At 72.4% G+C, this 16403-nt stretch carries 14 protein-coding genes; 5 read left to right on the top strand and 9 right to left on the bottom strand.

What is annotated here, in order from left to right; genetic code table 11:
• Nucleotide 1: 1 nt before the first annotated feature.
• The 5 genes from IE206_RS31455 to recG form a co-directional block, all read right to left on the bottom strand.
• The gene (locus IE206_RS31455) at nucleotides 2-649 is read right to left on the bottom strand and encodes a YceD family protein (RefSeq protein ID WP_189968277.1); all 648 of its coding nucleotides are present in this window, start codon (nucleotides 647-649) and stop codon (nucleotides 2-4) included.
• Between the two features lie 174 nt (nucleotides 650-823).
• The gene (locus IE206_RS31450) at nucleotides 824-1921 is read right to left on the bottom strand and encodes a F0F1 ATP synthase subunit B (protein WP_189968131.1); all 1098 of its coding nucleotides are present in this window, start codon (nucleotides 1919-1921) and stop codon (nucleotides 824-826) included.
• Nucleotides 1922-2029: 108 nt separating this feature from the next.
• A complete protein-coding gene (gene coaD / locus IE206_RS31445) occupies nucleotides 2030-2509 on the bottom strand; it encodes a pantetheine-phosphate adenylyltransferase (RefSeq protein WP_189390095.1) in 480 nt (159 codons plus the stop codon).
• Between the two features lie 26 nt (nucleotides 2510-2535).
• Nucleotides 2536-3132, bottom strand: coding sequence for a 16S rRNA (guanine(966)-N(2))-methyltransferase RsmD (gene rsmD / locus IE206_RS31440; protein ID WP_189968129.1), 597 nt, complete (start codon nucleotides 3130-3132; stop codon nucleotides 2536-2538).
• 47 nt (nucleotides 3133-3179) lie between these two features.
• Nucleotides 3180-5393: an ATP-dependent DNA helicase RecG gene (recG, locus tag IE206_RS31435; protein ID WP_189968127.1), complete on the bottom strand. Its 2214-nt coding sequence runs from the start codon at nucleotides 5391-5393 to the stop codon at nucleotides 3180-3182.
• A 167-nt stretch (nucleotides 5394-5560) separates the two neighbouring features.
• Between recG and IE206_RS31430 the strand changes: the two genes are divergently transcribed.
• Together IE206_RS31430 and IE206_RS31425 are read left to right on the top strand one after the other, a co-directional pair.
• Nucleotides 5561-7402 carry an HSP90 family protein gene (locus tag IE206_RS31430; protein ID WP_189968125.1) on the top strand — a complete coding sequence of 614 codons (1842 nt, stop codon included), beginning with the start codon at nucleotides 5561-5563 and terminating at the stop codon, nucleotides 7400-7402.
• Nucleotides 7399-10263, top strand: a complete 2865-nt coding sequence (locus IE206_RS31425; protein WP_373301012.1) for a tetratricopeptide repeat protein — start codon at nucleotides 7399-7401, stop codon at nucleotides 10261-10263. Before IE206_RS31430 ends, IE206_RS31425 begins: the two co-directional genes overlap by 4 nt.
• Nucleotides 10264-10370: 107 nt before the next feature.
• Here the strand turns inward: IE206_RS31425 and fakA are convergent, their stop codons facing one another.
• Entirely contained in the window at nucleotides 10371-11978 is a 1608-nt protein-coding gene (gene fakA, locus IE206_RS31420; protein ID WP_189968123.1) for a DAK2 domain-containing protein, read from the bottom strand.
• Between the two features lie 252 nt (nucleotides 11979-12230).
• On the opposite strand from fakA, the gene rpmB reads away from it, so the two are divergent.
• Nucleotides 12231-12416, top strand: coding sequence for a 50S ribosomal protein L28 (rpmB, locus tag IE206_RS31415; protein WP_003957616.1), 186 nt, complete (start codon nucleotides 12231-12233; stop codon nucleotides 12414-12416).
• 125 nt (nucleotides 12417-12541) lie between these two features.
• On the opposite strand, the gene thiD is transcribed toward rpmB, so the two are convergent.
• Both thiD and IE206_RS31405 read right to left on the bottom strand, forming a co-directional pair.
• On the bottom strand, nucleotides 12542-13333 hold the full coding sequence (thiD, locus tag IE206_RS31410; protein WP_189968122.1) for a bifunctional hydroxymethylpyrimidine kinase/phosphomethylpyrimidine kinase: 792 nt from the start codon (nucleotides 13331-13333) through the stop codon (nucleotides 12542-12544).
• Nucleotides 13330-14295 carry a thiamine-phosphate kinase gene (locus IE206_RS31405; RefSeq protein ID WP_053727946.1) on the bottom strand — a complete coding sequence of 322 codons (966 nt, stop codon included), beginning with the start codon at nucleotides 14293-14295 and terminating at the stop codon, nucleotides 13330-13332. Before IE206_RS31405 ends, thiD begins: the two co-directional genes overlap by 4 nt.
• Nucleotides 14296-14519: 224 nt before the next feature.
• Here IE206_RS31405 and IE206_RS31400 point away from each other — a divergent pair, with 224 nt between their 5' ends.
• Both IE206_RS31400 and IE206_RS31395 read left to right on the top strand, forming a co-directional pair.
• Nucleotides 14520-14753, top strand: a complete 234-nt coding sequence (locus tag IE206_RS31400; RefSeq protein ID WP_053727902.1) for an Lrp/AsnC family transcriptional regulator — start codon at nucleotides 14520-14522, stop codon at nucleotides 14751-14753.
• Between the two features lie 20 nt (nucleotides 14754-14773).
• Nucleotides 14774-15247 carry a DUF3515 family protein gene (locus tag IE206_RS31395; protein WP_189968120.1) on the top strand — a complete coding sequence of 158 codons (474 nt, stop codon included), beginning with the start codon at nucleotides 14774-14776 and terminating at the stop codon, nucleotides 15245-15247.
• Here the strand turns inward: IE206_RS31395 and IE206_RS31390 are convergent.
• Entirely contained in the window at nucleotides 15244-16401 is a 1158-nt protein-coding gene (locus IE206_RS31390) for a D-alanine--D-alanine ligase family protein (RefSeq protein WP_189968118.1), read from the bottom strand. The two genes, IE206_RS31395 and IE206_RS31390, sit on opposite strands and share 4 nt — an antisense overlap.
• Between the last annotated feature and the right edge of the window lie 2 nt (nucleotides 16402-16403).

Below are 16403 nucleotides of genomic sequence, written 5' to 3'. Positions count from 1 at the left end.
GCTACTTCTCCTGCTTCTCGGCGGCATCCTGCACGTCAGACGCAGTGCCGCTCATGTTGTCCTTCTCGCCGTCCTGGATGGTCCCGGCGAGTCCCTGCAGTGCCGCCCAACGAATGTCGACGGCGTCGTGGTGGTGGTCCGGGTCGTCCGCCAGGCTCGCTCCGCATTCGGAACAGAGCCCGGGGCAGTCCTCCCGGCACACCGGCTGCATCGGCAGTGCGAGCACCACCGCATCGCGCAGCAAAGGCTCGAGGTCGAACATGCCGTCCTCGAGCGGAATCATGTCCTCGTCGTCCTCGGCATCGTCGTCCGCGGCTGCCTTGCGGCGGCCCCGGTCGTCGGTGTCGGGGTACGAGAACATTTCCTGGAAGTCCACTTCAACGTCCTGCTGAAGCGGCTCCAGACACCTTACGCACTCACCCTCGGCCGATGCACGGGCGGTGCCTGTGACAAGCACCCCTTCCATGACCGACTCCAGGCGGAGCTCGATGTCCACGGGCCTGCCCTCGGGCACGTGGATGACCTCGGGGATGCCGAGATCCTTCGGGGCCTCCACGGTGCGGGAGAGCCGCTGGAGCGCACCGGGACGCCGTCCCAGCTCGTGTGTGTCGAACACGAGGGGGTTGCGGTGGTCGAGGCGCGTGCTCAGGGCTCTTCCTGCTTTCGAGGTCGTGGAGTGTGCTGCCACCGGCTTCGCTGGGCGAATCGGGCAGCTTGGATCGCGGACGTACGCGCGACCGAACAGCCAGGATAACGGACCGGCCGCGATAGGCCCAATCCGGCCCGGTCCCCTCACGTTCGGGTGGCGTACGGCCCCGTGAGGTTACGGCCGGTTCTGCCCGTGGCCCTGCTCGTAGGCGCGCAGCTGGTCCAGGTTGATCATGCTGGTGTCGAAGAGACTGGTCTCGTCGAGCGCGGCCTGCTGCGGCTGGTGATGGGGCTGCGGCGGCACGCCGTACTGCCCGGCGTCGGGGACCGCGTACTGCTGCTGGTTCGGGTCGTAGGCGTACGGGTCCTGCTGGGCGTACCCGTACTGCGCGTACTGCTCCTGCTGCTGGGGCTGGTACTGCTGGTAGGCGTACGGATCCTGCTGGGGCTGCTGGTAGCCGTACGGGTCGTACGCCTGGGGCTGCTGCTGGGCCGGGATGTGCGGCTCGGCGGCGGCTTGGGGGGCGGCGGCCGGGTCCGGCTCGGCGAGTTCGGCGAGGCCTGCCAGGTAGTCGGCGTCGCTGGTGTGCTGGTGCAGGTCGCCCGCCGCGTCCTGGGCGGCCATGTGGGCGCCCAGCTCGTCGGATGCGGTGCGGCCGTGCAGCTTCTGGCGGCCGCGGCCGACCGCTTCGAGGGTCTTGGCGAGCACTGCCTCGAAGGCGCCCAGCTTGGCGTCGACATACTCGTCGGCCCTTTGGATCAGAGTGCCCGGGTCCGCGCTGTACTCGGGGGCGTCCTCGTCCGTGCGGCCCTGGTCGTCCAGGCCGGGGCCGCGGCCGAGCAGCTTCTCGCGGCCGCGGTCGACCGAGCCGATGGTCTTGGTGAGGACGACCTCGAAGTTGGCGAGCTTGGAGTCGACGTAGTCGTCGGCCTCGGCGCGGATCTCCTCGGCGTCCCGGCGGGCCTCATTGAGGATGCGGTCGGCCTCGTCCTGGGACTGGCGGGCGACGGCGGTGTCGGAGATCAGCGTGCCGCGCTGGGCGTGCGCGGACTCAATGATCCGCTCGGCCTCCTGGCGGGCCTGCTCGACCATCTGCTCGCGGCCGCCGATCAGCTCCTGGGCCTGGGCGAGCGAGCCGGGCAGGGCCTGGCGCACCTCTTCCAGCATCGCGAGGAGGTCGGCGCGGTTGACCACGCACGAGGCCGACATGGGCATGGACCGGGCGCTGCCGACCACCTCGACGATCTCGTCGAGCTTCTTCTGCACGTCCACCGGTGATCGCCACTCTTCTAACGGATTGGAGACGGACGGGACGACTGTAAGGCCAGTCGGCGCCCGCCCGACACCGGGTGACGGGCCGTCAGTGGACGGCCTGGTGGCTCACTTCTCGGCGAGCCGGGCGACCAGGGCCTCGTGGACGGTGGCCGGCAGCAGGTGGGAGACGTCTCCGCCCCAGGTCGCGACCTCCTTGACCAGCGAGGACGACAGGAAGCTGTACGTCGGATTGGTGGGCACGAACAGGGTCTCGACGCCCGAGAGCCCGTTGTTCATCTGGGCCATCTGCAGCTCGTAGTCGAAGTCGCTGACGGCGCGGAGGCCCTTGACGATCGCGGGGATGTCCCGCTGCTTGCAGAAGTCGACGAGCAGGCCGTGGAAGGACTCGACCTCCACGTTGCCGAGGTCGGCCGTCACCTCGCGGATCATCTCGATCCGCTCCTCGATGGTGAACAGGCCCTGCTTCGACTGGTTGATCATCACCGCGACATGTACGACGTCGTACAGGCGGGAGGCGCGGGCGATGATGTCGAGGTGTCCGTTGGTGATGGGGTCAAAGGACCCCGGACAGACGGCGCGGCGCAACTGATGTCCCTCGCTCTCCGGTCCGGTCATGGGGTGTCTCGCGGTGCGTTTTCGCACGTGGAGGCGGCGCGACCGTACCAAAGCGTGCCCTCGCCGTAGCGACGGGCCCGCAGTGCTTCGAATCCTTCGGGCCAGCCGAATTCCCCGCCTCTGGTGCTGCGCTCCACGGTGACGAGACAGTCCTCCGCGAGCCAGCCCCCACGACGGAGTGTGAGCAGGATCTCCCGAAGATCGTCATCGGTGACGGCGTACGGCGGGTCCAGGAAAATCACGTCATACGGGTCGGCGGGCGCCGGGCCTGTCACGATCTGCTCCGCTTTGCCGGTACGCACTTCGGCGCCGGGCAGCTTGAGCGCGGCCACGTTGTCGCGGACGGTGCGGACGGCGCGGCCGTCGGCCTCGACGAGCAGGGCATGGACCGCGCCGCGCGAGAGCGCCTCCAGGCCCACGGCTCCGGAGCCCGCGTACAGATCGGCGATGCGGATGCCGTCGAGCGTGCCGAGCAGCGCCTCCCAGGTGGAGAAGAGGCCCTCGCGCGCCCGGTCGGAGGTGGGGCGGGTGCCGGTGCCCGGCGGTACGGCGAGGCGGCGTCCACCGGCCCGGCCGGCGATCACGCGGGTCATCTCAGTCCTTGTCCGTGTACATGCGTCGGATGTGCCTCCCCAGTCTCTCAGCCCTTGTCGAGGTACTGCTCGCGGTCCTTGTCCAGGAGGGCGTCCAGAGCCGTGCGCAGCCCCGGGAGGTGTGCGAGATCCGGGTCCTGGGCGACCACCGCGGCGGCTTCCTCGCGGGCGGCGGCGATGACCTCCTCGTCGTCGATGACGGTGAGCATCCGCAGCGAGGAGCGCACCCCGGACTGAGCCTGGCCCAGCACATCGCCCTCGCGGCGCTGTTCGAGGTCGATGCGGGAGAGCTCGAAGCCGTCGAGGGTGGAGGCCACGGCGTTGAGACGGGCCCGGGCCGCGCTCGCCTCCGGCATGTCGGTGACCAGCAGGCACAGGCCCGGTGCGGAGCCACGGCCGACGCGGCCGCGCAGCTGGTGGAGCTGGGAGACGCCGAACCGGTCGGCGTCCATGATCACCATCGCGGTGGCGTTCGGCACGTTCACGCCGACCTCGATGACCGTGGTGGCCACCAGGACGTCCACCTCGCCCGCGCCGAACCGGCGCATCACGTCGTCCTTGTCGTCCGGCTGCATCCGGCCGTGCAGGATCTCGGTGCGCAGCCCCTGCAGGGGGCCCTTGGACAGCTGGTCGGCGATCTCGATCACGGCGAGCGGGGGCCGCTTGTCGGCGGTCTCGGCCTCCTCGGCCTTCTTCTTCCCCTTGGCCGATTTGGCCTCGTCCTCGTCATCGCCGATGCGCGGGCACACCACGTACGCCTGGTGCCCCTTGTCGACCTCCTCGCGGACCCGCTCCCAGGCGCGGGCCAGGAAGTGCGGCTTGTCCTGGGCGGGGACGACGTGGCTGGCGATGGGCGAGCGCCCGGCGGGCAGCTGGTCCAGGACCGATGTCTCGAGGTCGCCGAAGACCGTCATGGCGACCGTGCGCGGGATGGGCGTGGCGGTCATGACGAGCAGGTGCGGGGGCTGCTTGCCCTTGCCGCGCAGGGCGTCGCGCTGCTCGACGCCGAAGCGGTGCTGCTCGTCGACGACGACCAGGCCGAGGTCGTGGAACTGCACCTTGTCCTCGATCAGGGCGTGCGTTCCGATGACGACCCCCGCCTCGCCCGTGACCAGGTCGAGCAGGGCCTCGCGCCGGGCGGGCATCCCCATGGACCCGGTGAGCAGGACGACCTTCGTCCCGAGGTCGGAGCCTCCCAGCATCCCGCCTTCGGCGAGCTCGCCCATCATCTCGGTGATGGAGCGGTGGTGCTGCTGGGCGAGGACCTCGGTGGGCGCGAGCATGGCGGCCTGCCCGCCGGAGTCGACGACGGCGAGCATGGCGCGCAGCGCGACCATCGTCTTTCCCGAACCGACCTCCCCCTGGAGCAGCCGGTGCATCGGGTGCTCGGTGGCCAGGTCGTCGAAGATCTCCTTGGAGACCTTCTGCTGGCCGTCGGTGAGGGTGAAGGGCAGCTTGGCGTCGAAGGCGTCGAGCAGGCCTCCCGGGGCCGGTCGCCTTGCCACTGCCGGGAGTTGGCCGTCCGCGTGACGGCGGCGGGCGAGGGCCACCTGGAGGACGAACGCCTCGTCCCACTTCAGGCGCTGGCGGGCGTCCTCGATGTCGGCCAAGGCGCGCGGCCGGTGGACCTTGAGGAGGGCTTCGGGCAGGGAGACGAATCCTCGGCCCTCACGCAGGGCCTCCGGGAGCGGGTCGACGGCCTCCTGGGCACTGGGCAGCACCGCGTCGACCGCCTTGGCGATCTTCCAGGACTCCAGGCCCTTGCAGGCCGGGTAGATCGGGATGAGGGCACCCGCCCAGGAGTCGATGTCGACCGCGTCGTCGCCCTCGGCCGCTTCCGCGCCCAGCTTCGCGTAGGTGGGGTGCGCGAGCTGCATGCGCCGGTTGAACATCGACACCTTGCCGGCGAACATCGCCCGGCTGCCGGGCAGCAGCTCCTTGTGCGGCTTGTGGATGCCGCGGCCGAAGAACACCAGCTGGAGGCGGCCGCTGCCGTCGGTGATGGTGATCTCCAGGCGCTGGCCGCGCCCTCCATTGAAGGTGTGCACCCGGGCGTCGGCGACCTGGGCGACGACGGTGACGTCCTCGTCCAGGGGCAGCTCGGCCAGCTTGGTGAGCTGGCCGCGCTCCTCGTACCGCCGCGGGTAGTGGTGCAGGAGGTCGCCGACCGTGTGCAGGTCGAGGTGCTCGGCCATCACCTTCGCGGTGGGTCCGCCGAGCAGCTTCTTCAGTGGTTCTTCGAGCGCAGGCACGCGATCCATTGCACACCACCGGACTGACAGCCCGCCAAAGCCTGTGGATAACCGCTGGTCACACCGGCGCCGCGCCCCCTAGGATGACGCCTCCCCCACTCCAGCCGACGCGCCTCCCCTCGCACGGGATCCGCCCTACCCGCGCCGTCGCCCGTCCCCCCACCGGCGCTGCGACGATGACACCTGAGACTTCCCGAGACACTTCGCTGCCCGCTGCCCCGCACACCTTCCAGGTCGATCTGCGTGGCCTGGTGGACCTGCTCTCCCACCACCTCTACTCCAGCCCCAAGGTGTATCTGCGCGAGCTGCTGCAGAACGCCGTCGACGCCATCACCGCCCGCCGCGCCGACCAGCCGGACGCCCCCGCCGAGGTACGCCTGTACGCGGACGGCGCCACCCTGCGCGTCGAGGACAGCGGGGTCGGCCTGACCGAGCAGGACGTGCACAGCCTGCTCGCGACGATCGGCCGCAGCTCCAAGCGCGAGGGCGGCCTGGAGTCCGCGCGGGCCGGATTCCTCGGCCAGTTCGGCATCGGGCTGCTCGCCTGCTTCGTCGTCGCCGACGAGATCCGGGTGGTCAGCCGCTCGGCCCGCACGCCCGACGCCGCCCCGGTGGAGTGGTCGGCCCGCGACGACGGTTCGTACTCCGTACGAACCCTTGCGGACAGCGCGCGCCCCGAGCCCGGCACCACGGTGTACCTCAACGCCCGCCCCGGCAGCGCCGAATGGCTCGCCGAGGACCGGGTCCTCGCCCTGGCCAGGGACTTCGGCTCGCTGCTTCCCTACGACGTACGCGTCGGCGAGCAGCGCGTCACCGATCTGCCCGCGCCCTGGGACCGCTCCTACCCGGGCCCGGCCGCCCGGCGGGTCGCGCTCGCCCGGCACTGCGAGGCGCTGTTCGGCTTCGCCCCGCTCGACTCGATCGAGCTCGACCTGCCGGTGGCCGGGGTGCGCGGCGTCGCCTACGTACTGCCGTCGTCGGTGAGCCCGTCCCAGCAGCTGAGCCACCGGGTGCACCTCAAGGGCATGCTGCTCACCGAGCGTGCCGACCGGCTGCTGCCCGACTGGGCGTTCTTCGTGCGCTGCGTCCTGGACACCGACAGCCTGCGGCCCACGGCCTCGCGCGAGTCGCTGTACGAGGACGAGACGCTGGCCGGGGTGCGCGAGGCGCTCGGCGGCCGGATCCGGGAGTGGCTGACGGGGCTCGCCGCCGGGGATCCGGAACGGCTCGGGCAGTTCCTCGCGGTGCACCACCTGGGCGTCAAGTCCCTTGCCCGGCACGACGATGCGATGTTGCGGACGATGCTGCCGTGGCTGCCGTTCGAGACCACCGACGGGCGGGTCTCGCTGGAGGAGTTCGCGCGGCGCCACCCTGTCGTGCACTTCACGCGGAGCGTCGAGGAGTACCGCCAGGTCGCCCCGATCGCCTCCGCGCAGGGCATCGGGGTGATCAACGGCGGCTACACGTACGACTGCGAGCTGATCGAGCGGCTGCCTTCGGTGCGGGCCGGCGCGGTCGTGGCCGAGCTCGATCCGGACACCGTGACCGCGCACCTCGACTCGGTCGATCCGGCCGAGGAACTGGCGCTCTCGGGCTTCTTGTCAGTGGCGCGTGCCAAGCTCGATTCCCTCGGATGCGATGTCGCTCTGCGCGCCTTCCACCCGCTGACCGTGCCCGCGCTCCACCTCGACGACCGTGCCGCCCGCCACGAACAGGCACGGTCCGACGAGGAGGGTCGGGCCGACGATCTGTGGGCGGGAATCCTCGGCTCGCTGCGCGGTGGCGCGCCGCGTGCCCGGCTCGTGCTCAACCATCTCAACCCGCTTGTCCGCAGGATCAGTTCGGTGGGGGACCCGGCGCTCGCCGCCACGGCGACGGAGGCCCTCTACGGGCAGGCCCTGCTGATGGCGCAGCGCCCGCTGCGCCCGGCGGACCAGGCGCTGCTCAACCGCGCGTTCATCGGCCTGCTCGAGTGGGCCACCCACCCCGGCGACCACAGTGAGGAGAACGGCCGATGACGATGACGCTCCAGGAACTGCGCGAGGCCGCGCAGGACAACTACGGGCAGCCCGAGGGCCCCGCCCGCAACGCCCGCGCCGAGCACCTGCTCGCCGAGGCGGAGCAGCTCGGCGACCCGCTGGCCGTGATCGAGGGGCTCCGCCACCAGCTGCAGGTCTACAACTACAGCTCCGAGAAGAACAAGATGTTCGTGCCCTTCGCGCGGCTGCTGCGGATGTGGGACGAGCGCCCCGAGGACTTCGACAAGTACGAGATCCACACCCTGCACTGGACCTTCAAGTGGATGGCCGGCGGCATGCTGGACCAGCCGTCGGTGCCGCTCGCCGCGATCGAGAAGTGGCAGGCCGAGATGGCTCACCGCTACCGGCTCGCCGGCCACTCCGAACGGGCCGTGCGCATGGGCCAGTTCGCGATCGCCCGGCACGTGGGCGACCGTGAGCGCGCCGCGCGGGCGTACGAGGCGTGGCTGGCCGCCGACCGGGACGAGATGGCCGACTGCCACGCCTGCGAGCTGCACAGCCAGGGCTCCTGGCAGCGTCATCTGGGCGACGACGCGAAGGCCCTGGAGCTGTGGCGGCCGGTCCTCGACGGCGAGCACACCTGCGCCCACGAGCCGCATGCCGCCCTCGCCTCCTCGCTCCTGCCGCTGGTTCGCCTGGGCCGCCTGGAGGAGGCCCGGGCGAACCATCTGCGCGGCTTCCGCCTGGTGCGGCCCATGGAGTCGATGCGCAGCGCGTTCGCCCAGCACATCGAGTTCTGCGCGCTGACCGGCAACGAGGCCCGCGCCCTGGAGATCCTCGCCGAGCGGCCGGGCTACTTCGCGGGCGAGGGCAACCCGGACAGCCGGAGCAACTTCCTCGAAGCGGTCACGCTGCTCATGGACCGGCTGACCGCGCTCGGCCTCGGCGGCCAGGCGGTGCCCGGCCCGGCGGGCCAGGACTGGACGGCGGCCGCCCTGGCCGTCCACGCGCGTACGGAGGCCCTCGCGATCGCCGCGCTCTTCGACGCGCGCAACGGCACCCCCGAGATCGGCGACCGCACGCGGCAGCGGATGGACCAGGCCCCGCTGCTCGACCGGCTGCCCCTTGGCATACGGGCGCGCCGCCTGGCGCCGGCCGCCGCGCCCAAGTCCGCCGAACAGCCCGCGGCATCGGCCTCGCTGCCCGAACTGCTCGCTCGGGCACGGCAGTTGAGCGATGCCTCTCATCCCGACGCGGGCGCGGCGTGGGCCGCGGTGGGAGCCTCCGGCGACCAGTCCGCGCTGGACCCGTACGACCGGGCCCAGGTCCTGGACCACTGGGCGATGCGCGGCGCGCTCGATGCCGGGCCGCGGGTGACGGCCTTCCGCGACGCGGCGGAGCTGTACGAGGCGGCGGGCGACCCGGGCGAGGCCGCGGCGGCCCGCGCCCGGGCAGCGTACGCGCTGGCCCGGGACGGCCGCGCCGAGGAGGCACTGGCTGCCCTGGCCGAGCCGCACGCGCGGGTGCTCGCGCTGCATGCCGAGGGCCGGGCCACCGCCCGCCAGGTGAGCGGGGTTCTGGTCGCGCTCGCCCGGGTCCACGAGTGCCGGATGCACCCGGAGCACCCCGAGCGGGCCGAGGCGCTCGAACGGGCGGTCCGCGAGGTGCTGGCCTTCGCGGAGCCCCGCATCGCCGACGACCGGGTGGCGAGCCGGGTCGCGGACGCGTACGGGATGCTCGGTGACCTGGCCGGGTTCCGCGGTGACCTGGCGGGCGCGAGGGAGCTGTACGAGCGGTCCATCACGACGTACACCGAGGCGAATCTGGCCTGGTACGCGGCCGAGACCGAGGCCAGGCTCGCCGGGCTCTGCCGCCACCTGGACGACGCGGAGGGCGCCGAGCGTGCCCTGCGCGCGGCTCTGGAGCACGGCGGCGCGTATGTGGAGCCGGCCGGCCGCGCCCATCTGCACCTCCAGCTCAGTGAAGTCCTGGGCGCCACCGGCCAGTTGGAGGGCGCGGCCGATCACGCCCTGGAGGCCGGTTACTGGGCGGACGAGGCGGGCGAGGGCGCGGGCATCGGCGCGTACGCCCGGCATCTGCTCGGCGGCTGGCTGCTGCGCCTGGACCGTACGGCCGAGGCGGCGACCGTCCTGGAGGCGGCGCTGCTCGACCTCACGGAGGACGAGCACGGCTCGGGCGCGGTCGTCCAGACGCTGTGGTGGCTGGGCGACTGCCTCACCGCGCTCGGCGAGCCGCGCGAGGCCGCGGAGCACTGGCTGCGGGCGGCGGACATCGCCCGGCACTGGCCGGAGCAGCGCGACCACGCGATGCTCGCGAACCTGGCCGCCCAGGCGCTGTACCGGGCGGAGCTCAACCCCGAGGCGGAGCAGGCCTACCGGCGCGCGGGCGAGCTGTGGCGCGAGCTCGGCAACACGCAGGCCCTGATCCGTACGGTGCGCGTACGGGGCTGGCTCGCCCTGCGCGAGGGCCAGGCAGGGCCCGAGGCGGCCCGGGCGTTCATGGCCGAGGCGGCGGCCGAGTGCGAGCGCGCGCTGGCCGGGGCGGAGGCGGACGCAAGGCCGCACCTGCTCGCCGAGCTGGCCGATACGCACCGCCAGAGCGCCGAGCTGCTCGCGCGCATGGCCGAGGCCCCGACCGAGGAGGCCCTGACCTTCGCCGACCGCGCGGTGGCCACGTTCGCCGAGGCGGGCCCGGACCATCTGGACGCGCGCACCGGGGCGGAGCTGATGGCCGCCTGGATGGAGCTGGACCTGGGCCGCCCGGAGGCCGCCGAAGCCCGGGCCCGGGGTGTTCTCGCGGCGTACGCGGACGCCGCCACCCCGGAGGCCGCGGCACGCCGGGAGGAGGCTGAGTCGGTCCTGGAACACGTGCGGGGCTGAGGCGGGCGGGCGCCTCCTCCGGCCAGGGACGAGCATCCCGTGCGGCGTCAACAGCCGTGCGCCGTACGGGAGTTGTCATGCCGGGCCGGGCCACCGCGCCCTCGGGGTCACTCCACGCCGATGAACAGCGGAACCCCTTGGTGGCCGCCCTCGTACACCACGGTGTCGACCGCCAAGTGGGCCTTGCTCACATGGGATTCGAGCTGGGCGGCCAGCTCCGGCGGGGCGTCGGCGGCCAGGACCAGGGTGACCAGTTCGCCGCCCGCCGCCAGCATCCGGTCGAGGACGGTGCGGGCGGTCCCGGCCAGGTCGTGACCGATGACCACCACGTCGCCGTCGATGAGGCCGAGGACGTCCCCGGCCTGGCAGACGCCGGCCATCGTCCACGACTGCCGTTCGGCGACGGCGAGTTCGGCGTGCCGGGTGGCGCCGGCCGCGGAGGTCATCGCGACGACGTCCTCGTCGAAGCGCCGCTCGGGAGCGTGCACGGCGAGCGCCGCGATGCCCTGGACGGCGGCCCGGGTCGGGATGAGCGCGACCCGGATGCCCTCGGACCGGGCCTGCTCGACGGCGGCCGCGGCCGTGTGGCGCAGCTCGGCGTCGTTCGGCAGCAGCACGACCTCGCGGGCGTGCGCGCGCCGGATCGCCTCGACGAGCTCCCCACTGGCCGGGGCCTCGCCGGGCCGGGCGAGCACGGTCGTGGCCCCTGCCTCGGCGCAGAGCCCGGCCAGACCCTCGCCGGGCACGACGGCGACCACGGCCCGCTGGACCTGCTCCCGGGGCGGCTCGACGACGGCCGGCTGCTCGAAGTGCGTGATCCGGATCCGGTACGGCCGGCCCGCCTCGACCCCGGCCTCGACGGCGGCGCCCGCGTCGTCGACGTGCACATGGACGTTCCAGAGCCCGTCGCCGCCGACGACCACCAGGGAGTCGCCGAGCCCGTCGAGCCTGGCACGCAGCCGGTCCACGGCCGCGTCGTCCGCCTCCAGGAGGTAGATGACCTCGAAGGCGGGCCCGGCGCCGGCCTCCTCGGCCGGGCAGTCCTCCACGGGTACGGGGACCCGCGCTTCGTGGCGCACGACGGGGGCCTCGCCGGAGAGGGCCTGGACCAGGGCGCCCAGCACCGTCACCAGGCCCCGGCCGCCCGCGTCCACGACGCCCGCGCGCCCGAGGGCGGCGAGCTGGGACGGCGTCCGGTCCAGGGCGTCGCGGGCGCCCGCGTAGGCGGCCTGGGCGACCGCCGCCGGGGTGCCGCTCGCGTTCTCGGCGGACTTGGCGGCGGCGGTCGCCACCGACAGGACGGTGCCCTCGACGGGGTGGGCGACCGCGAGGTAGGCGGCGGAGGCGGCCCTGCGCAGCGCCGCGGCCAGGTCCCCCTCACCCTCCGCGACGACCTCCGCCATGCCCCGCAGGAGCTGGGCGAGGATCGTGCCGGAGTTCCCGCGGGCGCCGATCAGCGCGCCGTGCGCCATGGCCCGTACGACATCGGCGGCGGGCGGGATGCCGTCGTACACGGGCGGCTCGGGGTAGGCGGCGAAGACCGCCTCGACGGCCTGGGCCGCGGACTCCATCGTCAGATAGAGGTTGGTGCCGGTGTCCCCGTCCGCGACCGGGTACACGTTGATGGCGTCGATCGCCTCGCGGTCCCGGCCCAGCGCGTCCAGCGCCAGCGCGCACCAGCCGCGTACCGCGACGGCATCGAGGGTCTGCGGCACCTGGTGGTCCTCCTTGCGGGAGCGGATGAGCGGCTGAAGCGCAGGGTAGACCCGGTGCGGGCCGGGGTCCGGGGCGGGGGCGGCCGGGGCCGTGGTAGTTTCGTATCTCGGGAGCAGCCGTTGTATGCTGCTTCGGTTGCCCGGCGAGAGTCGGGCCAAATTACCCCGGCAAGCCACTTCAGATCTCTGATTCCGGTGCGCCGGATTTCACTGTAAGTGCATTTAATGCATCTGAAGTCTTTGGAGTGACCCGTGGCTGCCAACTGCGACGTCTGCGGCAAGGGGCCGGGCTTCGGCAACAACATTTCGCACTCGCACCGCCGTACGTCTCGTCGCTGGAACCCGAACATCCAGCGTGTGCGTGCCGTGGTCGGTCGGACGCCGAAGCGGCTCAACGTCTGCACCTCGTGCATCAAGGCCGGCAAGGTCTCGCGCTAATTGCGACGTCTGTCGTAGCGCAGCCCCTGCGGTTGCCTTGAAAAGCCGGTCCACCTCGGTGGACCGGCTTTTTGCCGTACCCGCAAGCCCTGCCCGCCAGCCGTACTCGCGAGCTGGCGGTACGGCTAGCGGAAGCGCCAGCCGTGGTCGACGGGGCCGATGCCCGCGCCCAGGGCGAATCCCGCGGCGATGGCGCCCGTGACGTACTCCTTGGCCGCCCGGACCGCCTCCGGGACCGCGAGCCCCTTGGCGAGGCCCGAGGCGATGGCGGAGGCGAGCGTGCAGCCCGTGCCGTGGGTGTGCCGGTTGTCCAGGCGCGGGGCCCGCAGCCAGTGCTCCTCGGCGCCGTCGGTGAGCAGGTCCACGGCGTCGCCCGGGAAATGCCCGCCCTTGATGAGCGCCCACCGCGGCCCGAACTCCAAGATGGCTCCCGCCGCCCGGCGCATCCCGTCCTCGTCCTCGACCTGGACGCCGGTGAGCTGGGCCACCTCGTCCAGGTTGGGGGTGGCGACGGTCGCGGCGGGCAGCAGCCGGGTGCGTACGGAATCGAGGGCCTCGGCGGCCAGCAGCGGGTCGCCGTGCTTGGAGACGCCCACCGGGTCCACGACGACCGGGGCGTCGGTGCCGGCGAGCAGCTCGGCCACCGCCTCCACCAGGGGCGCCGAGGACAGCATGCCGGTCTTCACGGCCTGGACGCCGATGTCGTCGACGACGGCCCGGTACTGGGCCCGTACCGCCTCCACCGGGAGTTCCCAGGCGCCCTGGACGCCCAGCGAGTTCTGCGCGGTGACGGCGGTGATCACGCTCATGCCGTGCACGCCGAGCGCCAGCATCGTCTTGAGGTCGGCCTGGATGCCGGCGCCGCCGCCGGAGTCGGATCCGGCGACGGTCAGCACGTTGGGGATCGCGGGGATCATGCGGGGTCGTCCCCGAAGTGGTCCCAGCCGCCCTTGCTGGTCCAGGGGGCGCCGTCCACGGTGACGGTGGGCAGCGCGGACGGGTTGAGGACCTCGCCGATGACCTTCCAGCGGGCGGGGAGTTTCACGTCCGGCGGGAACGTCGCCACGATCGCGTGGTCCTCGCCGCCGGTGAGCACCCACTGGAGCGGGTCGACGCCGACGGCCTGGCCGATGTCGCTCATCTGCGTCGGGATGTCGATGAGGCCCGAGCGCAGGTCGATGCGGACCTTGCTGGCCTCGGCGATGTGGCCGAGGTCGGCGACAAGCCCGTCGCTGACGTCGGTCATGGCGGTGGCGCCGAGCCCGGCCGCGGCGGGGCCCGCGTGGTACGGGGGCTCCGGGCGGCGGTGTGCCTCGACGAAGGCGCGCGGCGAGCGGAAGCCGCGCGAGAGCACCGCGTAGCCCGCCGCCGACCAGCCGAGCCAGCCCGTCACCGCGACGACGTCGCCGGGCTGCGCGCCGGCCCGGGTCACCGGCTCGTGGTTGCGCAGATCGCCGAGCGCGGTGATCGCGACGGTGATGGTGTCCCCGCGTACGACGTCTCCGCCGACCACGGCCGCGCCCGCGACCTGGCACTCGTCGCGGATGCCGTCCATCAGCTCGGTGGGCCAGGTGACCGGCAGTTCGGCCGGCACGACGAGGCCGAGCAGCACCGCGGTCGGCACCGCGCCCATGGCGGCGATGTCGGCCAAGTTCTGCGCGGCGGCCTTGCGGCCCACGTCGTACGCCGTCGACCAGTCGCGCCGGAAGTGCCGTCCTTCGAGGAGGATGTCCGTGCTGGCGACCACCCTGCGGTCGGGTGCGGTCACGACCGCCGCGTCGTCGCCCGGGCCCAGCCGGACCGCGGGGGTGGAGGTGAGCCGGGAGGTCAGCTCCCTGATGAGCCCGAACTCCCCCAACTCGCCCACAGTGCCTTTCACCGTGTCCCACCTCTCATCTTCGTACCCCTTCTGGCCCCGTGCGGCTGCGGTCGCGAGCGGTCACGGGCGTGGGTACCGTCAACACATACGTCAACTTCATGGCCGCTCTCGCCCCTCGGCGCGAGCGGCCGGTCGCGCGGGTCTCCCCGTCGCGCGGGGCGACGCGGTACCGTGGCGTCTCTTTCTCTCCCCCACATGATCCTCGTGGCCGCCCTGGAGGTTCCGTGGTACAGGCGTACATCCTCATTCAGACCGAGGTGGGCAAGGCGTCGACAGTCGCCGAGGCCATCGGAAAGCTCGCCGGCGTGATCCAGGCCGAAGACGTGACCGGACCCTACGACGTGATCGTCCGCGCCCAGGCCGAGACGGTCGACGAACTCGGTCGCATGGTGGTCGCCAAGGTCCAGCAGGTGGACGGCATCACAAGAACCCTGACCTGCCCGGTCGTCCATCTGTAGCCCCCGCATACCCTGGGCCGGTGACTCTTTCTCGCCGCCGGCCGCTTCTCGTCCTGTCCGCGGTCGCCGTCCTGGCGGCCGCGGGCTGTTCTTCGTCCGACGCCACCGCGAAGGTGGCGGTTCCCTCACCACCTGCGCAGGAGCGGGCCGCGTGCGAGACCCTGGACAAGCTCCTGCCCGACACCGTGGCCGGCCAGAAGCGACACGACCCCGCCCCGGACTCGCCGCTGACGGCCCGGTGGGGGGACGGGGACGCGGAGATCGTACTGCGCTGCGGGATCCCGCGGGGTGAGGAGATGAACGACCCCAAGTCCAACGGTGTTCAGGTGAACGGCGTCTGGTGGGTCCTGTTCCCGCGCTCCGAGGGCCCCCGGTTCGTCACCGCCTACCGGGACCCCTACATCGAGCTGCTGACGGGGACGCGGTACGCGCACGACGCGTCCGTGCTCCAGGCGTTCGGCGCCCCCGTCCTCAAGGCCACCAAGAGCCTCTAGCGAAGCCCCGTGGAGCGGCGAAGCGCCGCCTGGATCAGCTTGTCGACCAGGTCCGCGTACTCGACGCCGCTCTCCTGCCACATCCGCGGGTACATCGAGATCGGCGTGAAGCCCGGCATCGTGTTGATCTCGTTGATGACGAACTCGCCGTTGTCCTGGAGGAAGAAGTCGGCGCGGACCAGGCCCTCGCAGGAGGCGGCCTCGAAGGCCTCGACGGCCAGGCGCTGCACCTCGGCGGTGGCCTCCTCGCCGATCGGCGCGGGCACGATGCCGGCCGCCGAGTCGATGTACTTGGCCTCGAAGTCGTAGAACTCGTGGGCCGTCACCGGCGGGATCTCGGCGGGCACGCTCGCCCGCGGCCCGTCCTCGAACTCGAGCACCCCGCACTCGATCTCGCGGCCGCGCAGCAGCGACTCGACGAGGAACTTGGGGTCGTGGCGGCGGGCCTCGACGATGGCCTCGTCCAGGCCCTCGAAGGAGTCCACCTTGGTGATGCCGAACGAGGAGCCGGCCCTGGACGGCTTGATGAACAGCGGCCAGCCGTGCTCACCGGCGAAGTCGGCGATGCGCTGACGGGCGCCCTTCTCGTCCTGCTCCCACTCGCGCGGGCGCACCACGAGGTAGGGCCCGACGGGCAGCCCGAAGGAGGTGAAGACGCGCTTCATGTACTCCTTGTCCTGGCCGACGGCCGAGGCGAGGACGCCCGCGCCGACGTACGGGATGCCGGAGAGCTCCAGGAGGCCCTGGAGGGTGCCGTCCTCGCCGTACGGGCCGTGCAGCATCGGGAAGACGACGTCGACCTCGCCCAGGTCCTTGGGCACCATGCCGGGCTCGCTGTAGACGACTTCACGGCTGCCCGGGTCCACGGGCAGGACCACGCCGCCGTCGGGCGACACGGCGAGTTCGTCGGCGCTGGGCGTGCGACGGTCGCTGATCGCCATCCGCTCCGGTTCGTCGGCGGTGAGCGCCCAGCGGCCGTCCGTCGTGATGCCGATGGGCAGCACGTCGTACTTCGTACGGTCGATGGCGCGAAGGACCGCGCCGGCGGTCACGACCGAGATGCCGTGTTCCGAACTGCGGCCGCCGAACACTACGGCCACCCGCGGCTTGCGGAGCTGCTTCTCAGGGCTCTGGGGGAGGTTCTCGCTGCTCATAT

The sequence above is a fragment of the Streptomyces violascens genome (assembly GCF_014649955.1).
In the GTDB taxonomy this organism is placed as follows: Bacteria; Actinomycetota; Actinomycetes; order Streptomycetales; family Streptomycetaceae; genus Streptomyces; species Streptomyces violascens.
The sequence above is the reverse complement of the archived record's forward strand: the minus strand, read 5'-3'. Positions and strand labels throughout refer to the sequence as shown.